The 18,644-nt window shown below is 59.5% G+C and carries 16 protein-coding genes; 4 read left to right on the top strand and 12 right to left on the bottom strand.

All coding sequences use genetic code 11. The features are described from left to right. Nucleotides 1-102 precede the first annotated feature (102 nt). The 3 genes from BLU52_RS12765 to BLU52_RS12755 all read right to left on the bottom strand — a co-directional run bounded on the left by BLU52_RS12765 (nucleotide 103) and on the right by BLU52_RS12755 (nucleotide 4,611). Nucleotides 103-2,331 carry a TonB-dependent siderophore receptor gene (locus BLU52_RS12765; RefSeq protein ID WP_090283667.1) on the bottom strand — a complete coding sequence of 743 codons (2,229 nt, stop codon included), beginning with the start codon at nucleotides 2,329-2,331 and terminating at the stop codon, nucleotides 103-105. A 144-nt stretch (nucleotides 2,332-2,475) separates the two neighbouring features. Next, the gene (locus BLU52_RS12760; RefSeq protein WP_090283665.1) at nucleotides 2,476-4,224 is read right to left on the bottom strand and encodes a phosphoethanolamine transferase CptA; all 1,749 of its coding nucleotides are present in this window, start codon (nucleotides 4,222-4,224) and stop codon (nucleotides 2,476-2,478) included. A 204-nt stretch (nucleotides 4,225-4,428) separates the two neighbouring features. Further along, nucleotides 4,429-4,611: a DUF6026 family protein gene (locus tag BLU52_RS12755; protein WP_090283663.1), complete on the bottom strand. Its 183-nt coding sequence runs from the start codon at nucleotides 4,609-4,611 to the stop codon at nucleotides 4,429-4,431. A gap of 273 nt (nucleotides 4,612-4,884) precedes the next feature. Between BLU52_RS12755 and gnd the strand changes: the two genes are divergently transcribed. The 3 genes from gnd to BLU52_RS12740 are packed head-to-tail and all read left to right on the top strand — an operon-like array spanning nucleotide 4,885 to nucleotide 8,203. After that, complete coding sequence (gnd, locus tag BLU52_RS12750) at nucleotides 4,885-5,865, top strand: phosphogluconate dehydrogenase (NAD(+)-dependent, decarboxylating) (RefSeq protein ID WP_090283661.1); 981 nt, start codon at nucleotides 4,885-4,887, stop codon at nucleotides 5,863-5,865. Further along, entirely contained in the window at nucleotides 5,862-7,385 is a 1,524-nt protein-coding gene (zwf, locus tag BLU52_RS12745; RefSeq protein ID WP_090283659.1) for a glucose-6-phosphate dehydrogenase, read from the top strand. Before gnd ends, zwf begins: the two co-directional genes overlap by 4 nt. Next, nucleotides 7,382-8,203, top strand: a complete 822-nt coding sequence (locus BLU52_RS12740; RefSeq protein WP_090283657.1) for an HAD family hydrolase — start codon at nucleotides 7,382-7,384, stop codon at nucleotides 8,201-8,203. Before zwf ends, BLU52_RS12740 begins: the two co-directional genes overlap by 4 nt. 176 nt (nucleotides 8,204-8,379) lie before the next feature. Here BLU52_RS12740 and nhaB read toward each other — a convergent pair whose 3' ends face one another. The 3 genes from nhaB to BLU52_RS12725 all read right to left on the bottom strand — a co-directional run bounded on the left by nhaB (nucleotide 8,380) and on the right by BLU52_RS12725 (nucleotide 11,812). Then, the gene (gene nhaB / locus BLU52_RS12735) at nucleotides 8,380-9,882 is read right to left on the bottom strand and encodes a sodium/proton antiporter NhaB (RefSeq protein ID WP_090283656.1); all 1,503 of its coding nucleotides are present in this window, start codon (nucleotides 9,880-9,882) and stop codon (nucleotides 8,380-8,382) included. 72 nt (nucleotides 9,883-9,954) lie between these two features. Beyond that, nucleotides 9,955-11,268, bottom strand: coding sequence for a hypothetical protein (locus BLU52_RS12730; protein WP_090283655.1), 1,314 nt, complete (start codon nucleotides 11,266-11,268; stop codon nucleotides 9,955-9,957). A 277-nt stretch (nucleotides 11,269-11,545) separates the two neighbouring features. Further along, a complete protein-coding gene (locus tag BLU52_RS12725) occupies nucleotides 11,546-11,812 on the bottom strand; it encodes a hypothetical protein (protein WP_090283653.1) in 267 nt (88 codons plus the stop codon). Nucleotides 11,813-12,167: 355 nt separating this feature from the next. On the opposite strand from BLU52_RS12725, the gene BLU52_RS12720 reads away from it, so the two are divergent. Beyond that, the gene (locus BLU52_RS12720; protein ID WP_090283651.1) at nucleotides 12,168-13,493 is read left to right on the top strand and encodes a sigma-54 dependent transcriptional regulator; all 1,326 of its coding nucleotides are present in this window, start codon (nucleotides 12,168-12,170) and stop codon (nucleotides 13,491-13,493) included. Between the two features lie 65 nt (nucleotides 13,494-13,558). Here the strand turns inward: BLU52_RS12720 and BLU52_RS12715 are convergent, their stop codons facing one another. The 6 genes from BLU52_RS12715 to BLU52_RS12690 all read right to left on the bottom strand — a co-directional run bounded on the left by BLU52_RS12715 (nucleotide 13,559) and on the right by BLU52_RS12690 (nucleotide 18,547). Continuing rightward, on the bottom strand, nucleotides 13,559-14,875 hold the full coding sequence (locus BLU52_RS12715; protein ID WP_090283650.1) for a transporter: 1,317 nt from the start codon (nucleotides 14,873-14,875) through the stop codon (nucleotides 13,559-13,561). A gap of 45 nt (nucleotides 14,876-14,920) precedes the next feature. Next, on the bottom strand, nucleotides 14,921-15,667 hold the full coding sequence (locus BLU52_RS12710; protein ID WP_090283647.1) for a hypothetical protein: 747 nt from the start codon (nucleotides 15,665-15,667) through the stop codon (nucleotides 14,921-14,923). Between the two features lie 43 nt (nucleotides 15,668-15,710). Next, nucleotides 15,711-16,391 (bottom strand): C39 family peptidase, encoded by a 681-nt coding sequence (locus BLU52_RS12705; RefSeq protein ID WP_039760558.1) that lies wholly within the window; start codon nucleotides 16,389-16,391, stop codon nucleotides 15,711-15,713. Between the two features lie 65 nt (nucleotides 16,392-16,456). Further along, the gene (locus tag BLU52_RS12700) at nucleotides 16,457-17,455 is read right to left on the bottom strand and encodes a heme utilization protein (protein ID WP_090283645.1); all 999 of its coding nucleotides are present in this window, start codon (nucleotides 17,453-17,455) and stop codon (nucleotides 16,457-16,459) included. 68 nt (nucleotides 17,456-17,523) lie between these two features. After that, nucleotides 17,524-18,096, bottom strand: coding sequence for an adhesin (locus BLU52_RS12695; RefSeq protein ID WP_090283643.1), 573 nt, complete (start codon nucleotides 18,094-18,096; stop codon nucleotides 17,524-17,526). A gap of 1 nt (nucleotide 18,097) precedes the next feature. After that, complete coding sequence (locus BLU52_RS12690) at nucleotides 18,098-18,547, bottom strand: hypothetical protein (protein WP_090283642.1); 450 nt, start codon at nucleotides 18,545-18,547, stop codon at nucleotides 18,098-18,100. Nucleotides 18,548-18,644: the final 97 nt, after the last annotated feature.

Below are 18,644 nucleotides of genomic sequence, written 5' to 3'. Positions count from 1 at the left end.
CTCAGGGTGAGTTTTGCAGCATGTTGCAGAGCGCTGAATGCACGCAGCGCTAGAGCCTGATCGTTCCCACGCTCCCGCGTGGGAACGATCAGGGGGAGCGGGTCAGAGCTTCCAGTCAAGACTGACGGTCAGCGTACGCGGATCGCCCCAATAAACACCGTTGTAGAAACCGACGTTGTCGTAATACTTCTTGTCGAACAGGTTGTTGACGTTCAGCGACGCCGACAGGTGCCGATCAAACTCGTAACGCGACATCAGATTCACCACGGTGTAGGCGCTCTGTTTGATCCGCGCCGTTTCCTGGTCATCCCCGACCGGCCGGGTCGAAGTGCCGTATACATCGCTCTGCCAATTCACCGCGCCCCCGACAGTCAGCGCCTGCCATTCACCCGGCAGGCGATACGCCGTCGACACGCGCAGCAGATTCATCGGCTCACTGGTGTTGCTGCGCTCACTGCTGCCGTTGACTGAATGGGTATAGGTGTAACCGGCCGTCATGTTCCAGCCGCGCAGGATCTCACCAGAGACTTCTGCTTCAAAACCGTTGACCTTGTTGCCCTTGCCGCCGGATTTGTAGAACTGCTCACGCGTCACCGGATCGGGCGGTGCGGTGTTGTCCACCTCGGCGACGTTGTCCTGCTTGCTCCAGAACAACGCTGTGGCAACGTTCAGACGCTCGTCGAGCAAACTGCCCTTGAGGCCCAGTTCGTAATTCTTGCCGACCACCGGGTCGATGTACTGGCGATTCTTGTCGCGATTACCCTGGGGTTTGAATATGTCGGTGTAACTCACGTAGGCCGTGTATTGCGGGGTCAGGTCGTAGAGCAGTCCGGCATAAGGCGTCCAGATATCGTTCTGTTTTTGGCTGGTGTAATCGACCTTGGTCAGTTGGCGGTCGGCGTCGTAACTGTTACTGGTGCTCGATGCTTGCCAACTGCCGTAGCGGCTGCCCAGCACGGCGTGCAGATCATCAGTGAGGCTCAAGCGTGTGGCGATGTAGCCAGCTTTTTGCCGCGTGTCGTCCTTGGATCCAGTGAGATCAGTGACGGTGTCGCTGAACTTGCCGATGTTGCCCATGTACTTCCAGTCGCGGATGGTCCCGTAATCGTCGGGACGTGCGCCAGCGATGGTGTAGGGGGAATTCGAACGCCGCTCGGCCTCGCCGTAGCCGAACATCATTTCGTGTTCGCGGCCGAACAAGGCGTAGGGGCCTGACACGTTGAAGTCATAGGCCTGCATTTTTTGCGTGCCGATCATGTGCGAGGTGTAAGCGAGCATGCCGCTGCGGTCGGCCGCAGGGAAACCCGCGCCGCCGAAATACACCTTGCCGTCGGTATCGCTTTGGCGATGGGTGTAAGCCGCTTTCAGATGCCAGCCGCCCGCCAGTTGTTGATCGAGGGTGGCGAAGGCGGTTTTGTCTTGCAGCGGCCAGGAACTCCACGACGTCGCCATGTTGGTCGAGCGACCCAATCCGGCCTTGCTGCCATCGGCATTCCAATACGGCACCGTGCCCCAGGACGAGCCTTGCACGTGCTTGTTCTGATAGTCGTAACCCACCGCGAGTACAGTTGAATCTGTCAGGTCTGCTTCGAGCACGCCATAGCCAACCTCGCGTTGCAGCGCGTATTTGTCCTTGATCGATTGATTGTCGCGATAGGCCAGCACGCTGCGCCCACGCAAGCGACCGTCAAACGCCAGCGGGCCGCCGACATCGACGTAGCTGTAATAATTGTCATAGCTGCCGCCACTGATCCCGGCCAGCGCCTGCCATTGCGCGGTCGGGCGCTTGCGCACCATGTTGATCGTCGCCGATGGATCGCCGGCCCCGGTGGTCAGCCCCGTGGCCCCGCGAACCACTTCGATGCGGTCGTAGATGATGGTGTCCGAATCAGACTTCATGCGATCGAAGGTATTGAGCATCCCGTCAATCTGGAAATTATTGATCGCATAGCCGCGCGAAGAATAACTGACCCGGTCCCAATCCAGGTGCTGCACCACCACGCCGGTGGTCTGGCGCATGGCCTCGGACAACGTACCGAGTTTGAAATCATCCATTTGCTGGCGAGTAATCACCGACACCGATTGCGGGGTTTCCTTGATCGACAGGTTCAACCGCGTCGCGGTGCTCATCGCGCCGGTGGTATAGGACTCGGTGTTTTCGGTGGTGGTGCCCAGGCCTTGAGCGGTGACGCTGGTCGCCGCCAGTTCAAGCGCCGAACCGGCCGGCGAAGGTTGCTCTTCAGCCTGGTTTTGCGCCAGCAGATCAGGGCTGATCGCCGCGCCGCAAAGGCCGAGCGTGAGGGTCATGGAACGGGTAATGGGCGCGAACATCGCAGCCGACTCCTTGTCTTCGAAGGGAAAATTCCGTTGGTTCAAAGACGAAGGGTGGGGCGGGGATTTAGGCTCAAACGAGAAATATTGTTATTTGTAGATGTTTCGGGGACGAAAAAAAGGGGCCGCTGAGGCCCCTTCGTTTTATTGCTCGGTCGCTTGCGCAACATTCGCATCGGGCTTTTTCGGCTTCATCAGACTGAAGTCGATCAACGCCCGTTGCGCGGTCTGGTACGGGTCGCCGATCAACAACGGCCGTTCCTTGAAGCTGTCGCTGACCAGGCTCTTGCTGCGGTCGAGTTCGTCAAAGCTCAACCCGGCCATGTCGGCCCAGGTGTGGATCAGATGCGAGCTGCTGTAAGGGCGGTCAAGGTCGCCGGCAAAGTTCCAGTCGTGGTTTTCCTTCCACTTCGGCGAGGCCCACGCCATGAACGGGATGGTGTACATCGGCGCGGTCGGTTTGTTTTCGTTACGACCGAGGGTCTTGTGGCCGACCGAGTCGAACACGTCTTCGCCGTGGTCGGAGAGGTACAGCAAAAAGCCGTTCGGATCGGATTTGGCGTAGTCCTTGATCAGGCTCGAGACGACGAAGTCGTTGTACAGCACTGCGTTGTCGTAACTGTTGTAGGTAGGCACCTGGTCGTCACGCACACCGGCCGGCACGCCGTCGCGATCCTTGAACTTGTCGAAGGTCGGCGGATAACGGTACTGGTAGCTCATGTGTGTGCCGAGCAAATGCACGACGATCAGCTTGCGTGGTGCGGCATCGGCCAGGGCCTTGTTGAACGGCTCGATCACGTCGCCATCGTATTGCGCGGCGTTCTGGTTACGGTTGTTGTTGAGGTACACCTGCTCGTCGGCCTGTTCGGAAAAGGTCGTGAGCATGGTGTTGCGCTTGGTCATGGTTTGCTGGTTGGTGATCCAGAACGTCTTGTAGCCGGCCTGTTTCATCACGCTGACCAGCGAGGGCGTCGACAGGTACAGATCCGGATGCAGTTCGTCAGCGAAGGTCAACACCTGCTGCAACGCCTCGATGGTGTACGGGCGCGGGGTGACGACGTTGTCGAACACCGCCAGTTGATCCTTGAGCTTGTCCAGCTCTGGGGTGGTGTTGCGCGGATAGCCGTAGAGGCTCATGCGTTGACGGTTGGTCGATTCGCCGATCACCAGCACCAGGGTCTTGGGCTGATCGCCCGAGGCATCCTTCAGGTTTTTCAACGGTGGGATCTTGCTGACGTTGTGCAGCATGCCCTGCATGTCGGCGAGGGTTTCCTGATAACGGTGATACGCCACCACCATCTGCCACGGCACGGCCGGCTCGATGCGGGTTTCGAATTTTTCGAAGCCTTGTTCAAAAGTCCCCATGCGCAAGGTCTGTTTGACCAGCGGGTAACCGATCACGGCAATCAGGATCGCCATGGCTGCGACGAAGGCGCGGCCACGCGGCATGTACACCGGGCGCAGACGGGTCCACAGGAAATAGGCAAACGCGGTATGCGCCAGGAACGCCGGCACCATCCACCAAGCGAAGTACTGCGTCATGTATTCGCCGGCTTCGGACACGTTCGACTCGAACATGATGAAGATGACGCTTTGCGAGAATTCCTGCTCGTAAATGAAGAAATAGCCAAGGCTGGCCATCGAGCAGGCCCACAGCACCACACCGATGATCGCCGCGAGCAATTTGGTGCGCTTGGGAAACAGCAGCATCGGCGCCAGCCAGATCGCGCTCATGACAAAGGCCTGACGGAACCCGGTGAAGCCCGAGGTGCCGGTCAGTTGAATCAGCAGTTGGGTGATACCCGAGAAGTACCAGAAGAATACGAACAGCCAGAGAAGTCCGGCCCAATCAAAACCTGTCGCAGTCGTTTTGCTGCGTTTGAACAATGCCATTCGGCGCTCCAGCTCTGGTTACAACCACCGCCGGGACATCCGTGAAACCGACGAACGGAGGCCGTACGCGCAGGTACGGCCAGAATGCGGCGCAGTATCACCAGACTGATGTGAAAAGTTTGTTATTTGACGCGCGTTTAGCCCGCTAAGGGGCTGGGGCATCATGTCGGGAACCGCGGCTGCCGTTCCCGAATCAGGCGGGGATCAGGCGTGGGGGTGACGCTGAACGACCGGGAAGGGTTGCGGCTGCGAGCCCTGGGTCAACAGGCGCAGCTGCGCCAGCTCTTGCTTCAACTGGTCGCGTTCGTCCTTCAACTGACGCAACTCATCACGACGGATCGTGACGTACAGGGTTTGTGGCGGCATTGCTGTGTGTACTGTGCCCATTGCTCACCTCGCAAATGGCGTGCATCAACTGTAAGCCACCCCTGATCTGAGGTGGTGACTTACTATCGGCGCCAATTTTGATTTCTTTTGCCCATTTATGGAACTTTTTTATTTTTCATGGTCGGTGTGTCTTCGGCGCGATTTGCGGCGTTATCAGTCTGGATCGGGCACAATGCCCGGAAACTTCATCGCAACGCTCTGGACTAACCTCCATCAGTCGCGTTGGGCTATAACCAATGACACATATTTATTTGTAGTAAGGAGCATCAGCACATGCAACTCGGGATTATTGGACTGGGCCGCATGGGCGGCAATATTGCGCGACGTCTGATGCTCAACGGTCACACCACCGTTGTTTACGACCGCAATACCGCTTTCATCGATAACCTGGTCGCCGAGGGCTCCACTGGCGTTGCCGATCTGCCGGCACTGGTTGCCGGGCTGGCCAGGCCGCGTGCGGTCTGGGTCATGCTGCCGGCCGGTGCACCGACCGAAGACACCGTCAACACCCTGAGCGATCTGCTCGAAGCCGGCGATACCATCATCGACGGCGGCAACACCAACTATAAGGATGACATTCGCCGGGCCAGGACCCTGGCCGAGAAGGGCTTGCACTATATCGACGTCGGCACCTCCGGCGGCGTCTGGGGCCTGGAGCGTGGTTATTGCATGATGATCGGCGGCGATGCCGAAACCGTGCAGCGCCTCGACCCGTTGTTCGCTGCACTGGCGCCGGGCATGGGTGACATCCCGCGCACCAGGGACCGCAAGTCTGACGATCCGCGCGCCGAGCATGGTTACATCCATGCCGGCCCTGCCGGTGCCGGGCACTTCGTGAAGATGATTCACAACGGTATCGAGTACGGCATGATGGCGGCCTTTGCTGAAGGCTTCGACATTCTCAAGACCAAATCCAGTGAGCGCCTGCCGGAAGATCAGCGTTTCGATCTGAACGTGGCCGACATTGCCGAAGTCTGGCGCCGCGGCAGCGTGGTGTCGTCGTGGTTGCTCGACCTGACTGCCGATGCGCTGGCCAGCGACCCGAAACTCGACGGTTTCTCCGGTTCCGTGGCGGACAGCGGCGAAGGCCAATGGACCATCGAGGCAGCCATGGAACAAGCGGTGCCGGTACCGGTGCTGTCTAACTCGCTGTTCTCGCGTTACCGTTCGCGCGGTCAGGGCACGTTCGGCGACAAGATCCTCTCCGCGCAGCGCTTCGGCTTCGGCGGCCACGTGGAGACACCGAAGAAATGACCCAAACGATCCGCAGAAAGTCCAAGGCAGAACCCGCACCACCGACCACGCTGTTTCTGTTCGGTGCCCACGGCGACCTGGTCAAGCGCTTGCTGATGCCGGCGCTGTACAACCTCAGTCGCGACGGCTTGCTTGACGACAATCTGCGGATCGTCGGCGTTGACCACAACGCAATTACCGATGAGGCCTTCGCGCAAAAGCTCGAAGACTTCATTCGCAGTGAAGCGGCGGCCAAGGTCGGCAAGGGCGGTCAGATGCTTGATCCGGCCTTGTGGGCCAAGCTCGCCAAAGGTATCAGCTACGTCCAGGGCGACTTTCTGGACGACAGCACCTATTCAGCACTGGCGGCGAAAATCGCCGACAGCGGCACCGGCAATGCGGTGTTCTATCTGGCCACCGCGCCGCGTTTCTTCAGCGAAGTCGTGCGCCGCCTCGGCGCTGCGAAACTGCTCGAAGAAACCCCCGAGGCATTCAGAAGGGTGGTGATCGAGAAGCCGTTCGGCTCCGATCTGCAAACCGCCGAAGCGCTCAACGCCTGCTTGCTCAAGGTGATGTCCGAGAAGCAGATCTATCGGATCGACCATTACCTGGGCAAGGAGACCGTGCAGAACATTCTGGTCAGCCGGTTCTCCAACAGCCTGTTCGAAGCGTTCTGGAACAATCACTACATCGACCACGTGCAGATCACCGCCGCCGAAACCGTCGGTGTCGAAACCCGTGGCAGTTTTTACGAACACACCGGTGCATTGCGCGACATGGTGCCCAATCACCTGTTCCAGTTGCTGGCGATGGTTGCCATGGAGCCGCCGGCCGCGTTCGGCGCCGACGCGGTGCGCGGCGAGAAGGCCAAGGTGGTGGGCGCGATTCGTCCCTGGTCGGTCGAGGAGGCTCGGGCCAATTCGGTGCGCGGCCAGTACAGCGCCGGCGCGATCGACGGCAAACTGTTGAGCGCCTACCGCGAGGAGCCCAACGTTTCGCCGGACAGCACCACGGAAACCTACGTGGCGCTGAAGGTGATGATCGACAACTGGCGTTGGGTCGGCGTGCCGTTTTACCTGCGCACCGGCAAGCGCATGAGCGTGCGCGACACCGAGATTGTCATCTGTTTCAAACCGGCACCGTATGCGCAGTTCCGCGACACCGAAGTCGATGAGTTGCAACCGACCTACCTGCGCATCCAGATCCAGCCTAACGAAGGCATGTGGTTCGACCTGCTGGCCAAGCGGCCGGGGCCGGCGCTGAACATGGCCAACATCGAGCTGGGTTTTGCCTACAAGGATTTCTTCGAGATGCAGGCCTCGACCGGTTACGAAACCCTGATCTACGACTGCCTGACCGGCGATCAAACGCTGTTCCAGCGCGCCGACAACATCGAAAACGGCTGGCGCGCCGTGCAACCGTTCCTCGATGCCTGGCAGCAGGATGCCAGCGTGCAGCATTACGCCGCCGGTGATGACGGCCCGCAGGCGGCTGAAGAACTACTGACTCGCGATGGTCGCGTCTGGCATGGCCTCGGATGAGTGACGTGCCGAAACAACCCATCCGTTTTTTGCTCAGCGACATGGACGGCACGCTGCTGTTACCTGATCACACGCTGAGCCAGCGCACCATTGACGCGGTGCGGTCGCTGCGTGAGGCGGGCGTGCTGTTCAGCCTCGCCACTGGCCGCCCGCCCCGAGCCATGTTGCAGCAGATCGAAGCCTTGGGCGTGGATCTGCCGACAGCGGCGTTCAACGGCGGGACTATCGTCAAGCCGGACGGCACCTTGTTGGCTGCGCATTATTTGCCGGCGACCACAGCGCTTATCGCACTGGCACTGTTTGCCGATCAGCCGGACGTCGAAGTCTGGGTGTTCAGCGGCGGCGACTGGCTGCTCAAGGATCCGCACGGGCCGATGGTCCCGCGCGAGCAGCACGGCCTCGGCTATCCGCCGGTGGTCGTGGAGAGCTTCGAGCCGTATCTGGAAAGGATCGACAAGATCGTCGCCACCAGCAACAACACTGAGTTTTTGATCGAGCTTGAGGCGCAGTTGCTGCCCAAGGTCAATGGCATGGCCCAGGTGTCGCGTTCGCAACCGGTATACCTGGACGTTACCGCGCTGGAAGCCAACAAAGGCACGGCACTGACGACCATTGCCGAATATCTTGGCGTGCCGCTGGAACAAACGGCGGCAATCGGCGATGGCGGCAATGATCCGGCGATGTTCAAGTGTGCAGGGTTGTCGATTGCCATGGGCCAGGCGGAGGAAGCGGTGAAGCGTCAGGCCGACGTGGTTACGGCGGCCAACACCGAAGACGGTGTGGCTCAGGCGATCGAGAAGTACATTCTCCCTCGCTGAATTCACCGAAAAGCCAATGTGGGAGCCAGCCTGCTGGCGATTGCGGTGTGTCATTCAGCATATTCGTTGCCTGATACACCGCAATCGCCAGCAGGCTGGCTCCCACAGGGTTCTTCGTTTTGACAGTCAGTCTGGGAGCCAGCAGGTTGACTCCCAGAAGACTTATACGGTGAAGATCAGAGCCAGTAGCTCACCGCATACCAGCCCAACCCTCCCATCACCACGGTGTACGGCACCGCCATCCACACCATCCGCCCGTACGACAGGCGCACCAGCGGTGCAATCGCCGAGGTCAGCAGGAACAGAAACGCCGCCTGGCCGTTCGGCGTTGCCACACTCGGCAGGTTGGTCCCGGTGTTGATGGCGATCGCCAGCGTTTCGAAGTGCTCGCGGCTCATGTGCCCGGCAAGGAATGCCTGCTTCACTTCGGTGATGTAAATCGTTGCGACAAACACGTTGTCACTGATCGCCGACAGCAGACCATTGGCAATAAACAACATGCCCGGTTGCTGCTCGACCGGCAGCGCCAGCACCCATTGAATCAACGGCGCAAACAGCTGCTGGTCATGAATCACCGCCACTACCGCGAAAAATACCACCAGCAACGCGGTGAACGGCATGGCTTCCTTGAACGCGCTGCCCAGACGATGCTCGTCGGTGATGCCGGTAAACGCGGTGATCAGCACGATCACCATCAAACCGATCAGGCCGACTTCAGCGACGTGCATGGCCAGGCAGGCGATCAGAATCAATGCCGCAGCACCTTGCACCAGCAGTGCCGCACGTTGGCGGGGCGTGCGTTCAGCGTTGTCTTCGGCGGCGTAGTTAGCCAGAACGCCACGCACGTTATCCGGCAGCAACGTGCCGTAGCCGAACCAGCGCAGCTTCTCCAGCAACACGCATGTCACCAGACCGGCCGCCAGCACTGGCAGCGAAACCGGGGCAACCTTGGTAAAGAACTCGCCGAAGTGCCAGCCCATTTCATGGCCGATCAACAGGTTCTGCGGCTCGCCCACCAGCGTGCAGACACCGCCCAGCGCCGTACCCACCGCACCGTGCATCAACAGGCTGCGCAGAAACGCGCGGAACTGCTCAAGATCGTCGTGGTGCAATTTCGGCAGGTTGGCATCGTCAGCGAATTCACTGTCCTGGCGCGGATCGTTGCCGGACGCGACGCGGTGATAGACCGAATAGAAGCCTACACCGGCGCTGATGATCACCGCCGTTACGGTCAGCGCATCAAGAAACGCCGAGAGGAATGCTGAAAGAAAGCAGAACATCAACGCCAGCACGGCTTTTGAACGTACACCCAGCAGCAGCCGCGAAAACAGAAACAGCAGCAGGTCTTTCATGAAGTAAATGCCTGCGACCATGAACATCAGCAGCAGGATCACCGGAAAGTTATGCACCAATTCATCGTAGAGCGCCTGCGGCGTGGTCATCTTCAGCAGCAGCGCTTCAACCAGCAGCAAGCCGCCGGGCATCAACGGGTAACACTTGAGCGCCATGGCGAGGGTGAAGATGAACTCGATCACCAACAACCAGCCGGCCGCCACCGGGCCGATGCTGAACAGCACCACAGCATTGAGGATCAGGAAGCCAACGATGGTCGCCTTGTACCAGCGTGGCGAATGCCCGAGAAAGTTTTGCGCGAACGCCTGGGTCATCGAACCGGACATCGGCTGCTCCTTTTTTATAGAAGCGCGCAAGTTGCCGGATACGTTCGGGAAGATCAAGTACAGCCAATATTTTCAGTGGTCGAGATATCGCACAACCACCGCCCGATAATTTCCATCCAGCGAAAACCCACCCACCAGAATCCCGCCATCCGACTGGACGGCCAGTGAACTGGCCGAGTCCAGGCTGCGTCCAAGGCGCGTACGGAGCCAGCCATGGCCGTCGCCGAACGCCGGGTCGAGGCGACCGTCGCTCAGGTAACGGGCAAGGATGAAATCAGCCTCGACGCCGCCAATGGTCGCACCTGCCGCGATCATCCGCCCGTCGGGCAAACGTTGAGCGGTGCTCCACTGGCAGCCGCTGTGGCCGATCTGCAGAAGTTGCGGCTGGCCACCCTGGCGGTGAATATCCGGTCGGCCGTTTGAGTGGAGGCTGAAGGTCAGGCAGCGGATCGGATCGCGGCCGCTGCCAAAACACTGCAAGGCCTCGGGCGCTTCGAGTACGCGACTGACCTGAACACTTTTGTTCTCAGCCTTGAACGCCATGATACCGTCCACGGCAAAACACTCATCGAGACGGCCGTCGGGCAGGTAACGCGCCAGCAAGCCTTCCTGGGGAAGATCGATGGAGCCGGCCACGACGATTCGTCCGTCCTTTTGCAGTAACAGGCTGCTCAGCCAGGTGTTGAGCAATAAATGACGGATCATGACAAAGCCGCGGCCATTGAACGTATCGTCAAGGCTGCCGTCGGGCATGAGGCGAATCAGCATGCCGGCATGGTCGGCCCGTTCGAAATGGTGATTGGCGATCAGCAGAATGCGTCCGTCGTCCTGCACCGCGACGTCGCAGGCTTCCGCCCCCGGCACGCCCGGTGGCAACCAGGCATCGCGGCTGCCCATGGACAGATTGCCCGGCAGGCGTATCACCTGACGGCCGTTGTCGCCAAAGGACAAGTCTGGTTTGCCGTCCGCGTCGAACAAGGCCAGCGCGGGCAGGGTGCGCTGGGCGTTTTCGTAATGCAGGCCAGCCAGCAGAATGCGCCCGTCCGGCAGCGTCCTGACTTTGCCGCCCGTGGCTTCGAACCCGTGGGCGAAGGTGTCGATTACGCTGCCATGCTTGCCAAAGGTCAGGTCTGCGGAGCCGTCTGCGAGCATGCGCGCCAGGCCAAATCGGCTGCCGCGCGCATCGCAGACTTTCGCTGCGACCAGTATTCGGCCCTGTGCATCGAGGGCGATGTCTTCGCTCAGGCTGGACACGCTGCCCGCGAAGTACGCCTGGGCGACGCCCTGAGTGCCAAAGGTTTTATCGAGTGGCCCGGATCGAGGCGTAAACGACGGTGAGACGGTCGTTGGTTGCGCCGGCAAGGCAAAAGTGTTCAGGGTGGACATGCACGCATCTCCTTGCGAGTTGACCATGACCGCGAACCGGATGGGTAACTGCACGAGCGGAACATTCAATCCCTGAACCGAGAGAAGTACAACTGTAAGAACTAACGGATGGACGGTCGCACTGTGCCAGAACAGTGTCTTTTTGAACCAAAAGAAAGCCGACCAAGCAATTAAGCCTGGTCGGCTTGAAAAGAGTTATACAAGCAGGTGGAAGTTTACAAGGTTGCAACTAAGCGCAGAGGTGAATGACTTCGAAGTCACCTGCACGAACTGCTTCTCAGTGTGGCATTGACCACGATTGCAGGCTGTAACCTTCTTCGCTGAGTTCAGCGCGAGCCTGCTTCAGCAGTTGCTCGAGTTGCGCCGGGTCGGAGTAGGCGCTGCTTGGAATCTGTTTGCGGCCGATGTGCGAGTTGGTCCGGTCGACGACGGTCAGGCTCAGTTCGCCATTGCCGTCTTGCGGCGCCCAGGCCACGCAGTGGAAAGGTTTGAAGGCGTGGTTGGCAATCAGAAGAGCTTCGTTGATACGGAGCGGGGCGGTCATGGGGTCTTCTCTCTGTCGTGCCCAATCAAATGATGTGCCGTCGGTTGGGCTTACCGTTCGGCTGGTTACTTGTACTGATGCACGCAACCCTGCAACGGGTCACACATGAAACAAAGAAATTTCAAAGTTTCTTTCAGATCCTGTTTTGAAGCCGTCTTTTGAAAGCTTGGTGAAAGTTTTTAAAAACCAACTAAGTCGATAGCTGACTAACAACTCACGTTCTTATAACCGGTTTGACTGGACGCCTATAAGCAATCGATACAAGGCGCTGTCAAAATCTTGCTAGTGTTACAGTCGGGTCTGCCAAATGACTGTTTTTACAATCATTTCCTTTATTTGGCGCCAAGGAACAGTCATGAGCGAAGCGCCTGCGTTACGACGTTTACTGGTGGTCGATCCGTGTGACGACTGCCACCGCTTATTGCCCGGATTACGCGCGGTTGGCTGGGACGTTGATAGTTGTTCGCTGGAGAACGCCGCCGAGCGCAGTTGTGACATCGGCTTGCTGCGACTACAGCCGTTTCACCTCGAACGACCCGAAGCCGTCAAGGAATTGATCAGCCGCAGCGGCACCGAATGGATCGCCGTGCTCAATCAGGAAGTCCTGCGTCTGCAGAATGTCGGCGACTTCGTCTGTGAATGGTTTTTCGATTTCCACACGTTGCCGTTCGACGTCTCGCGGGTGCAGGTCACCCTCGGGCGTGCGTTCGGCATGGCGCGATTGCGCGGGCAGGGCACGATTCATGTCGACCAGCCCGAGCACGAGCTGCTGGGCGACAGCAAGCCGATTCGCGAACTGCGCAAGTTGCTCAGCAAACTGGCGCCCACCGAATCGCCTGTTCTGATTCGCGGTGAAAGCGGAACCGGCAAAGAACTGGTTGCGCGCACGCTGCACCGTCAGTCCCAGCGCCACAGCAAGCCCTTCGTGGCGATCAATTGCGGCGCCATCCCTGAGCATCTGATTCAATCGGAATTGTTTGGCCACGAGAAAGGCGCGTTTACCGGCGCGCATCAACGCAAGGTCGGGCGGATCGAAGCGGCGAATGGCGGCACGCTGTTTCTCGATGAGATCGGCGATCTGCCGCTGGAGCTGCAAGCCAATCTGTTGCGCTTTCTCCAGGAAAAACACATCGAACGCGTCGGCGGCAGCCAGCCGATCCCGGTGGATGTGCGAGTGCTGGCGGCAACTCACGTCGACCTCGAAGCCGCGATCGAGAAAAAACTTTTTCGCGAAGATCTGTATTACCGCCTCAACGTCCTGCAAGTGGTGACCGCGCCATTGCGCGAACGGCACGGCGACCTGTCGATGCTGGCCAATCACTTTTCCCACTTCTACAGTCATGAAACCGGGCGCCGTCCACGCAGTTTCAGCGAAGACGCGCTGATCGCCATGGGCAAGCACGACTGGCCGGGCAATGTCCGCGAACTGGCCAACCGCGTGCGCCGTGGACTGGTGTTGGCCGAAGGCCGGCAGATCGAGGCGCGTGATCTGGGGTTGATCAGTCAGCACTCGATCGCCACGCCCATGGGCACCCTCGAAGACTACAAGACCCGCGCCGAACGCCAGGCGCTGTGCGACGTCCTGAACCGGCACAGTGATAACCTCAGCGTTGCAGCCAAAGTGCTCGGCGTGTCGCGGCCGACGTTTTATCGGTTGTTGCACAAGCATCAGATCCGCTAGGGCGGGTAAACAACAAAGGCCCGTTGCGAGGTGATCGCAACGGGCCTTTGTTGTTTGCCGCAGACTCAGAAGTAGTACGGGAATTTCAGACTGAAGGAAAAGTCCGGGGCGTCGTCGGTCATGCCCAGCGACAGGTTGGGCACGATGGTCAGGTTGTCGGTCGCCGCGATGGTCATGCCGATATTGAAATAACCGGCGTTGGCGTCGCTGGAAATGACCGATTCCCAGTCGCCGCCGTCCTGTTTCAGCTTGCTCTTGCGCTGCACCAGGTCGGACACCGAGAACGACATGCTCATCTTCTCGTTCAAGGCAAAAGCGATACCGGCGCCGATCTGGAAGCTGTCGCCGATGCGCACCTTGCCTGGGGTTTTCTGATTGACGGTGGAGCTGATGTCGTCGAACGACTCCTCCAGGTTGTGGGTGTACGACAGGCTGCCGAACAGCACCGCAGGGTCGAAGGTCTTGACCAGCGAGATGCCGGGGGTGATCGACCAGACGCCGTTGCCGGTGGGCAGGGTGTCGGGCACGAACAGGTTGGAGTTGGCGTCGGTCTGGCGCAGTTTGATGCCGAACGGGTCCTTGCCGGTCGGTGCCTTGACGCGCAGTGTCACGACGGCGTCCGGCGTATTGACCGACTCGTCGAGGAATTTGTAGGCGATGCCGAAGTTGACGTCGCCAATGGTTGGGTCCTTGGTCACGGTTTCTTCGGTGGTCACCCCGGCCGCGCCCTGATTGCCGCCACCGGACTGGTAAGTCGATTCGCGATATACCACCGGCACGTTCAGGTCGAACTGCCAGCGATTATCGAAGTTGTAGCGGCCGGTGAGGTCGAGGGTCCAGGTATCGGCCTTGATCCGGTCAAGGTTGATGTTGCCGAGAAAGATCGAATCCAGCGCGAGGAAGCCGTTGAGGATCAACTGGCGGGTGTCATAGCGCGAATAGGTGACCCCGGTTTCGAAACTGAATTTGCCGCCACCGAAAAAGCCGCTGGCTTCGTCGTACAGGTTGGAAACGCTTTGCGCCGGTTGCGAATCATCGGCCAGCGACTGCCCGTAGGAGGCGCCACTGCCCCCGGCGGCGCCTCCCGATGCAGCGGCGGCACCCGTGCCGGTAGCGGCTCCGGTGGCGACGCGATTGCCTTTCATGTCCGATGGCGATTTGGCCAGGCGTTTTGGCGGTGGGGCGGCGGGCTGTTCTTCGACCTGGCGAACCCGTTGTTCGAGGACTGCCAGGGCTTGTTGTTGTACTTCGTATCGTTGTTTCAGTTCCAGAAGTTCCCGTTTCAGGGCTTCTACATCGGCGTCGGGAGCTGCTTGCAACATCGCCGCCGGTAGAAGGGTACTCAAACACACTGCGGCACGCAGTGATACTGATCGATACATGAATAAGCCGTCCCTTTAAGCCCAATGATCGAGACTCAGCGTAGTTCAATATCCGATACTGCGTAGGGCCCCGAGTTGGGTCAGGTTGCAGTCCAGTGCACCGGCGCTTCTGCCGTTATTGTTAAGTACGACGTTGAGTTGCGTGAGGTTGTTGACCACGTTGGCACTGCCCAGCAGGCGAGTGTTTTGCAGCAGGCCACCCTGGGCGACTTGTTGCAGTGCCGTGCCCTGATTGCCGCTCGCCTGAATGGCCATTTGCACGCCGCCGCCATTGGCCGACACTGCGACGCTGCCGGCGCCGTTGCTGCCGGTGATGGTCTGCCCGGCGACGAGCGCCTGGCCTTGCGACGGCACCAATGCCGGCGCCTGACTGGCTTCGCTGACGTTGATGGCGACGTTGTTGCTCGCGGTGTTGCCATCGCCTGCGGCGCGCACGCTTTGCGTCACACCTTGCGTGCTGTTGAGGCCCGCGCCACCGATCACGGTGCCCGTTCCCAACGTTGGCGTGCTGCCATTGCCCGACTCCTTGATGGTCGAGACATAGAACTCCGGTTTGACGGTGGCGGCCTGGACCTGCATCGAGGTGGCCGCGCCGATGAGGTCGCCGCTGGCGTTGCGCCAGGTGCTGCTCATGACAATGCCGAAGCTGATGATCCGCCCCGGCATGACGTACCGACCGCGAAGCTCGGCGAGCTCCTGGTCCTTGATTTCGATGGGTTTGAATCCGGCATGGGCAAAGCCTGACGCACCCGCTGCCAGGCAGGCGGCGGCCAGCCAGTATGAGGTTTTCATCTGCTGCTCCCGGGACATCCAGTCCCATTTTCTGACTCGGCGATTAAAAGAAGTCGCTCTGAATGAACCCGAAATCCATCAATTCCGCATCTTTGACCGGGTTGAAACCGTCCAGTGAATTCTTCGCCGTCAGCGGCACGGGAGGGCTGCGCAAGGCGTTGGCCTTGTCGTAACCGGGGCCGACGATGGCAAAGACAATGCCGTTCCAACCTTTGACAAAGTCATCATGCTTGTAGCGTTTGTGGCCGAGAACCGGGTCACCGATGTAGACCCAATCCTTGTCCGAACGCTGCAGCACGACGAAATGCTTGTAGCCGCGAATGTCCATCAGAACCACCACCGGAATGGTCACCGCTTCGAGTTTCTCGGGCGGGATCCGGTAACCACGGGCACGCATGCCGATGCTTTCCACGTAGCGCTTCATGTCGAGCATGGAGAACCCTTGCGTACGCACAAGGTCCTGGTCAGCGTTGACCAGCATGCCTTTGATGATGTGCTCTTCATCGACGTCGAGCCAATAGGCCTGGCGCAATACCGTTGCCAGTGCAGCAGCGCCGCAACTGAAATCGGTTTTCTGTTCGACGATGTCGGCAAACTTGCGCTCACGAATGCTTTGTACGTCCTTGTAGACCAGTACGCCGCCAGGCAGGGCAGCGACGGGCATCTGCGCTGCCTGAGTCAGGCCACACAGACAAAGCAGAGCGAGAAGGGCAGGGGTCCGCATGATCGAATACGCCTTGTGGAACCTGGGAAAAAGCCCCGTTGCCGGGGCTTTCGTTTCGATCGCGATTACATGCAGGCTTTGCAACCTGCGGCGATGGACAGCGAGTTGCTTTGCTGGTTGCCGACACCGGCCGAGACGTTGGCTCCACCGTTGCCGGAGAAGTTGTTCATCGAGTTGGTCATGTTGGCATTGTTGACCACCGGAGTTTTCCAGCCATCTTTGGTCAACACTTGTTGGGTGGTGACACCAGCGAGGCCAAAACTGCCCACGGCTTCGAACCTGGCTTTCTGATCATCGTTACCGCCGTGGCCGCCGCCACGGTTACCCCAACCGCCATGGTTGTCGTCTTCGATGGTCGCAGTGCCTTTGGCCTTGAACGTGCCAGCGGCTGCATAGGTACCGGTAAGGGTGTCGGTTTTGTACGCCTGCACGCCTTTGTTGTCCACGACCAGGCCAGTGGAGGACTGGTTGGCAGCAGCGGCAGCAGTGGCTACGCGACCACCCGATACAGCGATCGCCAGGTTGTTTTTCTGCTGGTTGAAGTTGCCCGAACTCACGTTGATGCCGATGTTGCCGGAACCATTGTTGCCGGCGTTGTTGAGCGTGGCGTTGTTGAACGTGGAAGAGTTTTTCACGTAGTTGTTGTTGTTGACCTGAGTCGCGCTCGAGGCCGCAACAGCATTGCCGAAGATAAAGCTTTCGTCAGCGGTGGCCAGCGCAGCAGCGTTGTCCTGCTGGTTGCCGTCGCCGGCGGCCACGTTGGCGCCCATGTTGCCGTTGGAGCCGTTGAGCGAGTCGCTGGCGTTGGCATTGTTCAGCGTGCCCTGGTTTTTCACCACGTTGCCGTCGCTGTCTTGCGCGTCGAGCACAGCGGCGCCGGCGCCGGCAGTGATCTGCAGCAGTTGTTCAAGATTTGGACCTTGCTGGCCGTGACCGTTGCCGTGGCCATTGCCATGCCCGTTACCATGACCGTTGTTGTCATCACGGCCGCCTGCCTGTGCTGCGATTGCCATCACTGCTGCGAGTGCGAAAACCAGTGGTTTGAGAGCCATTGTAGGTTTCATGGTGTTTCTCCATCGTGCTTATTAGTTGGGTTAAGTGTCGTTACTTTTCCACTTGCACTTTGTATGGGTCAGTCTGCGACCCGGATGCTCAGGGTGTTGGCCATTCGGTTCCCCACCCCGGCACTCTGGTTCACCTGGATAACCCCGCGGCTGCCGGTGAAGGCCTGATCACTTGTCGTGACCTGGCGACTGCCGGGTGAGGTACCAGTTGCTCCTGAGCTTGGTAAAAACGCCACGTTCTGTTGCGAAAGGGCGCTGTCGTCAACGCTTTGCGGGGCAGCACTGATGCTGACGCGCGTGACGTTGGCCATCTGATTGTTGGCACCGGCGCCCTGGTTCACACCGAGGATGCCGTTGCCATTGCTGAAAGCGTGGCCGCCGATGTTGGCGCTCGCGTCGATGGCGCGGCTGGCAGGCGTGTCGATTTTCTGCATGACCTGGGTGGTCGCGCGGGATTCGGTGCCGATGGCGATCGCCTTGGTGTTGGCTTGCTGCATCTGGTCACCAGCGGCCTGGTTGACGTTGAAATTGCCGCGGTACTGCGCGCCGGAATCCTGAATGTTCGCGCGGTTGACCGTGTTTGAATCGGCCATGGCGCTGGTGCAGCCGAGCAGGGCGAGAAGCAGCAGGGTGCGATTCATCTCATTGGCCTCCGGCCATGCGAGTCAGAGGCGCCAGACCGGTGCTCATGGCACGGTTGACGGTATTGGAAATCGAGCCACCGGCACCGCCGCCGCTGCCCACACGCATGCCGGGCAGTCCGTTCTGGTTGGTCAGGGTGTTCATGCCGGGCAGGTTGGAATTGGGCGTGGTGATGTTGCCGCGAATCGAGGAACCGCTGGCGACACTGGCGAAATCGCCGTCGCTGAGTTCAGTGCTGTTGACGGTCTGATTGATGCGTGCCGAAGGGTTGGCGTTGACGGTGGTCGGGTAGGGGTCTTTGCCGCCATTGCGCCCGATCGGGATTGGCTGAACGTCGCGCTGCAGGACGATCACGCCATTGCCTTGGGCCTGCACGTTGAAGCTGATCACTGCGCTGGCTGCCGATCCGATCAGCACAAGACAGGTCAATCCGGTTTTGAAAGTCCCCACGGCTGCAATTCCTTCTTTAACGGGCTGCCCTTGGTCAGCGTTGTGAAGGAGAGAGCGAAAGCTGTGCCGCTTTTTAAATCGACTTAGATTTCAGAGG

The sequence above is a fragment of the Pseudomonas granadensis genome (genome assembly GCF_900105485.1).
Taxonomy (GTDB): Bacteria; Pseudomonadota; Gammaproteobacteria; order Pseudomonadales; family Pseudomonadaceae; genus Aquipseudomonas; species Aquipseudomonas granadensis.
This window is presented reverse-complemented; position numbering and strand designations above follow the sequence as displayed.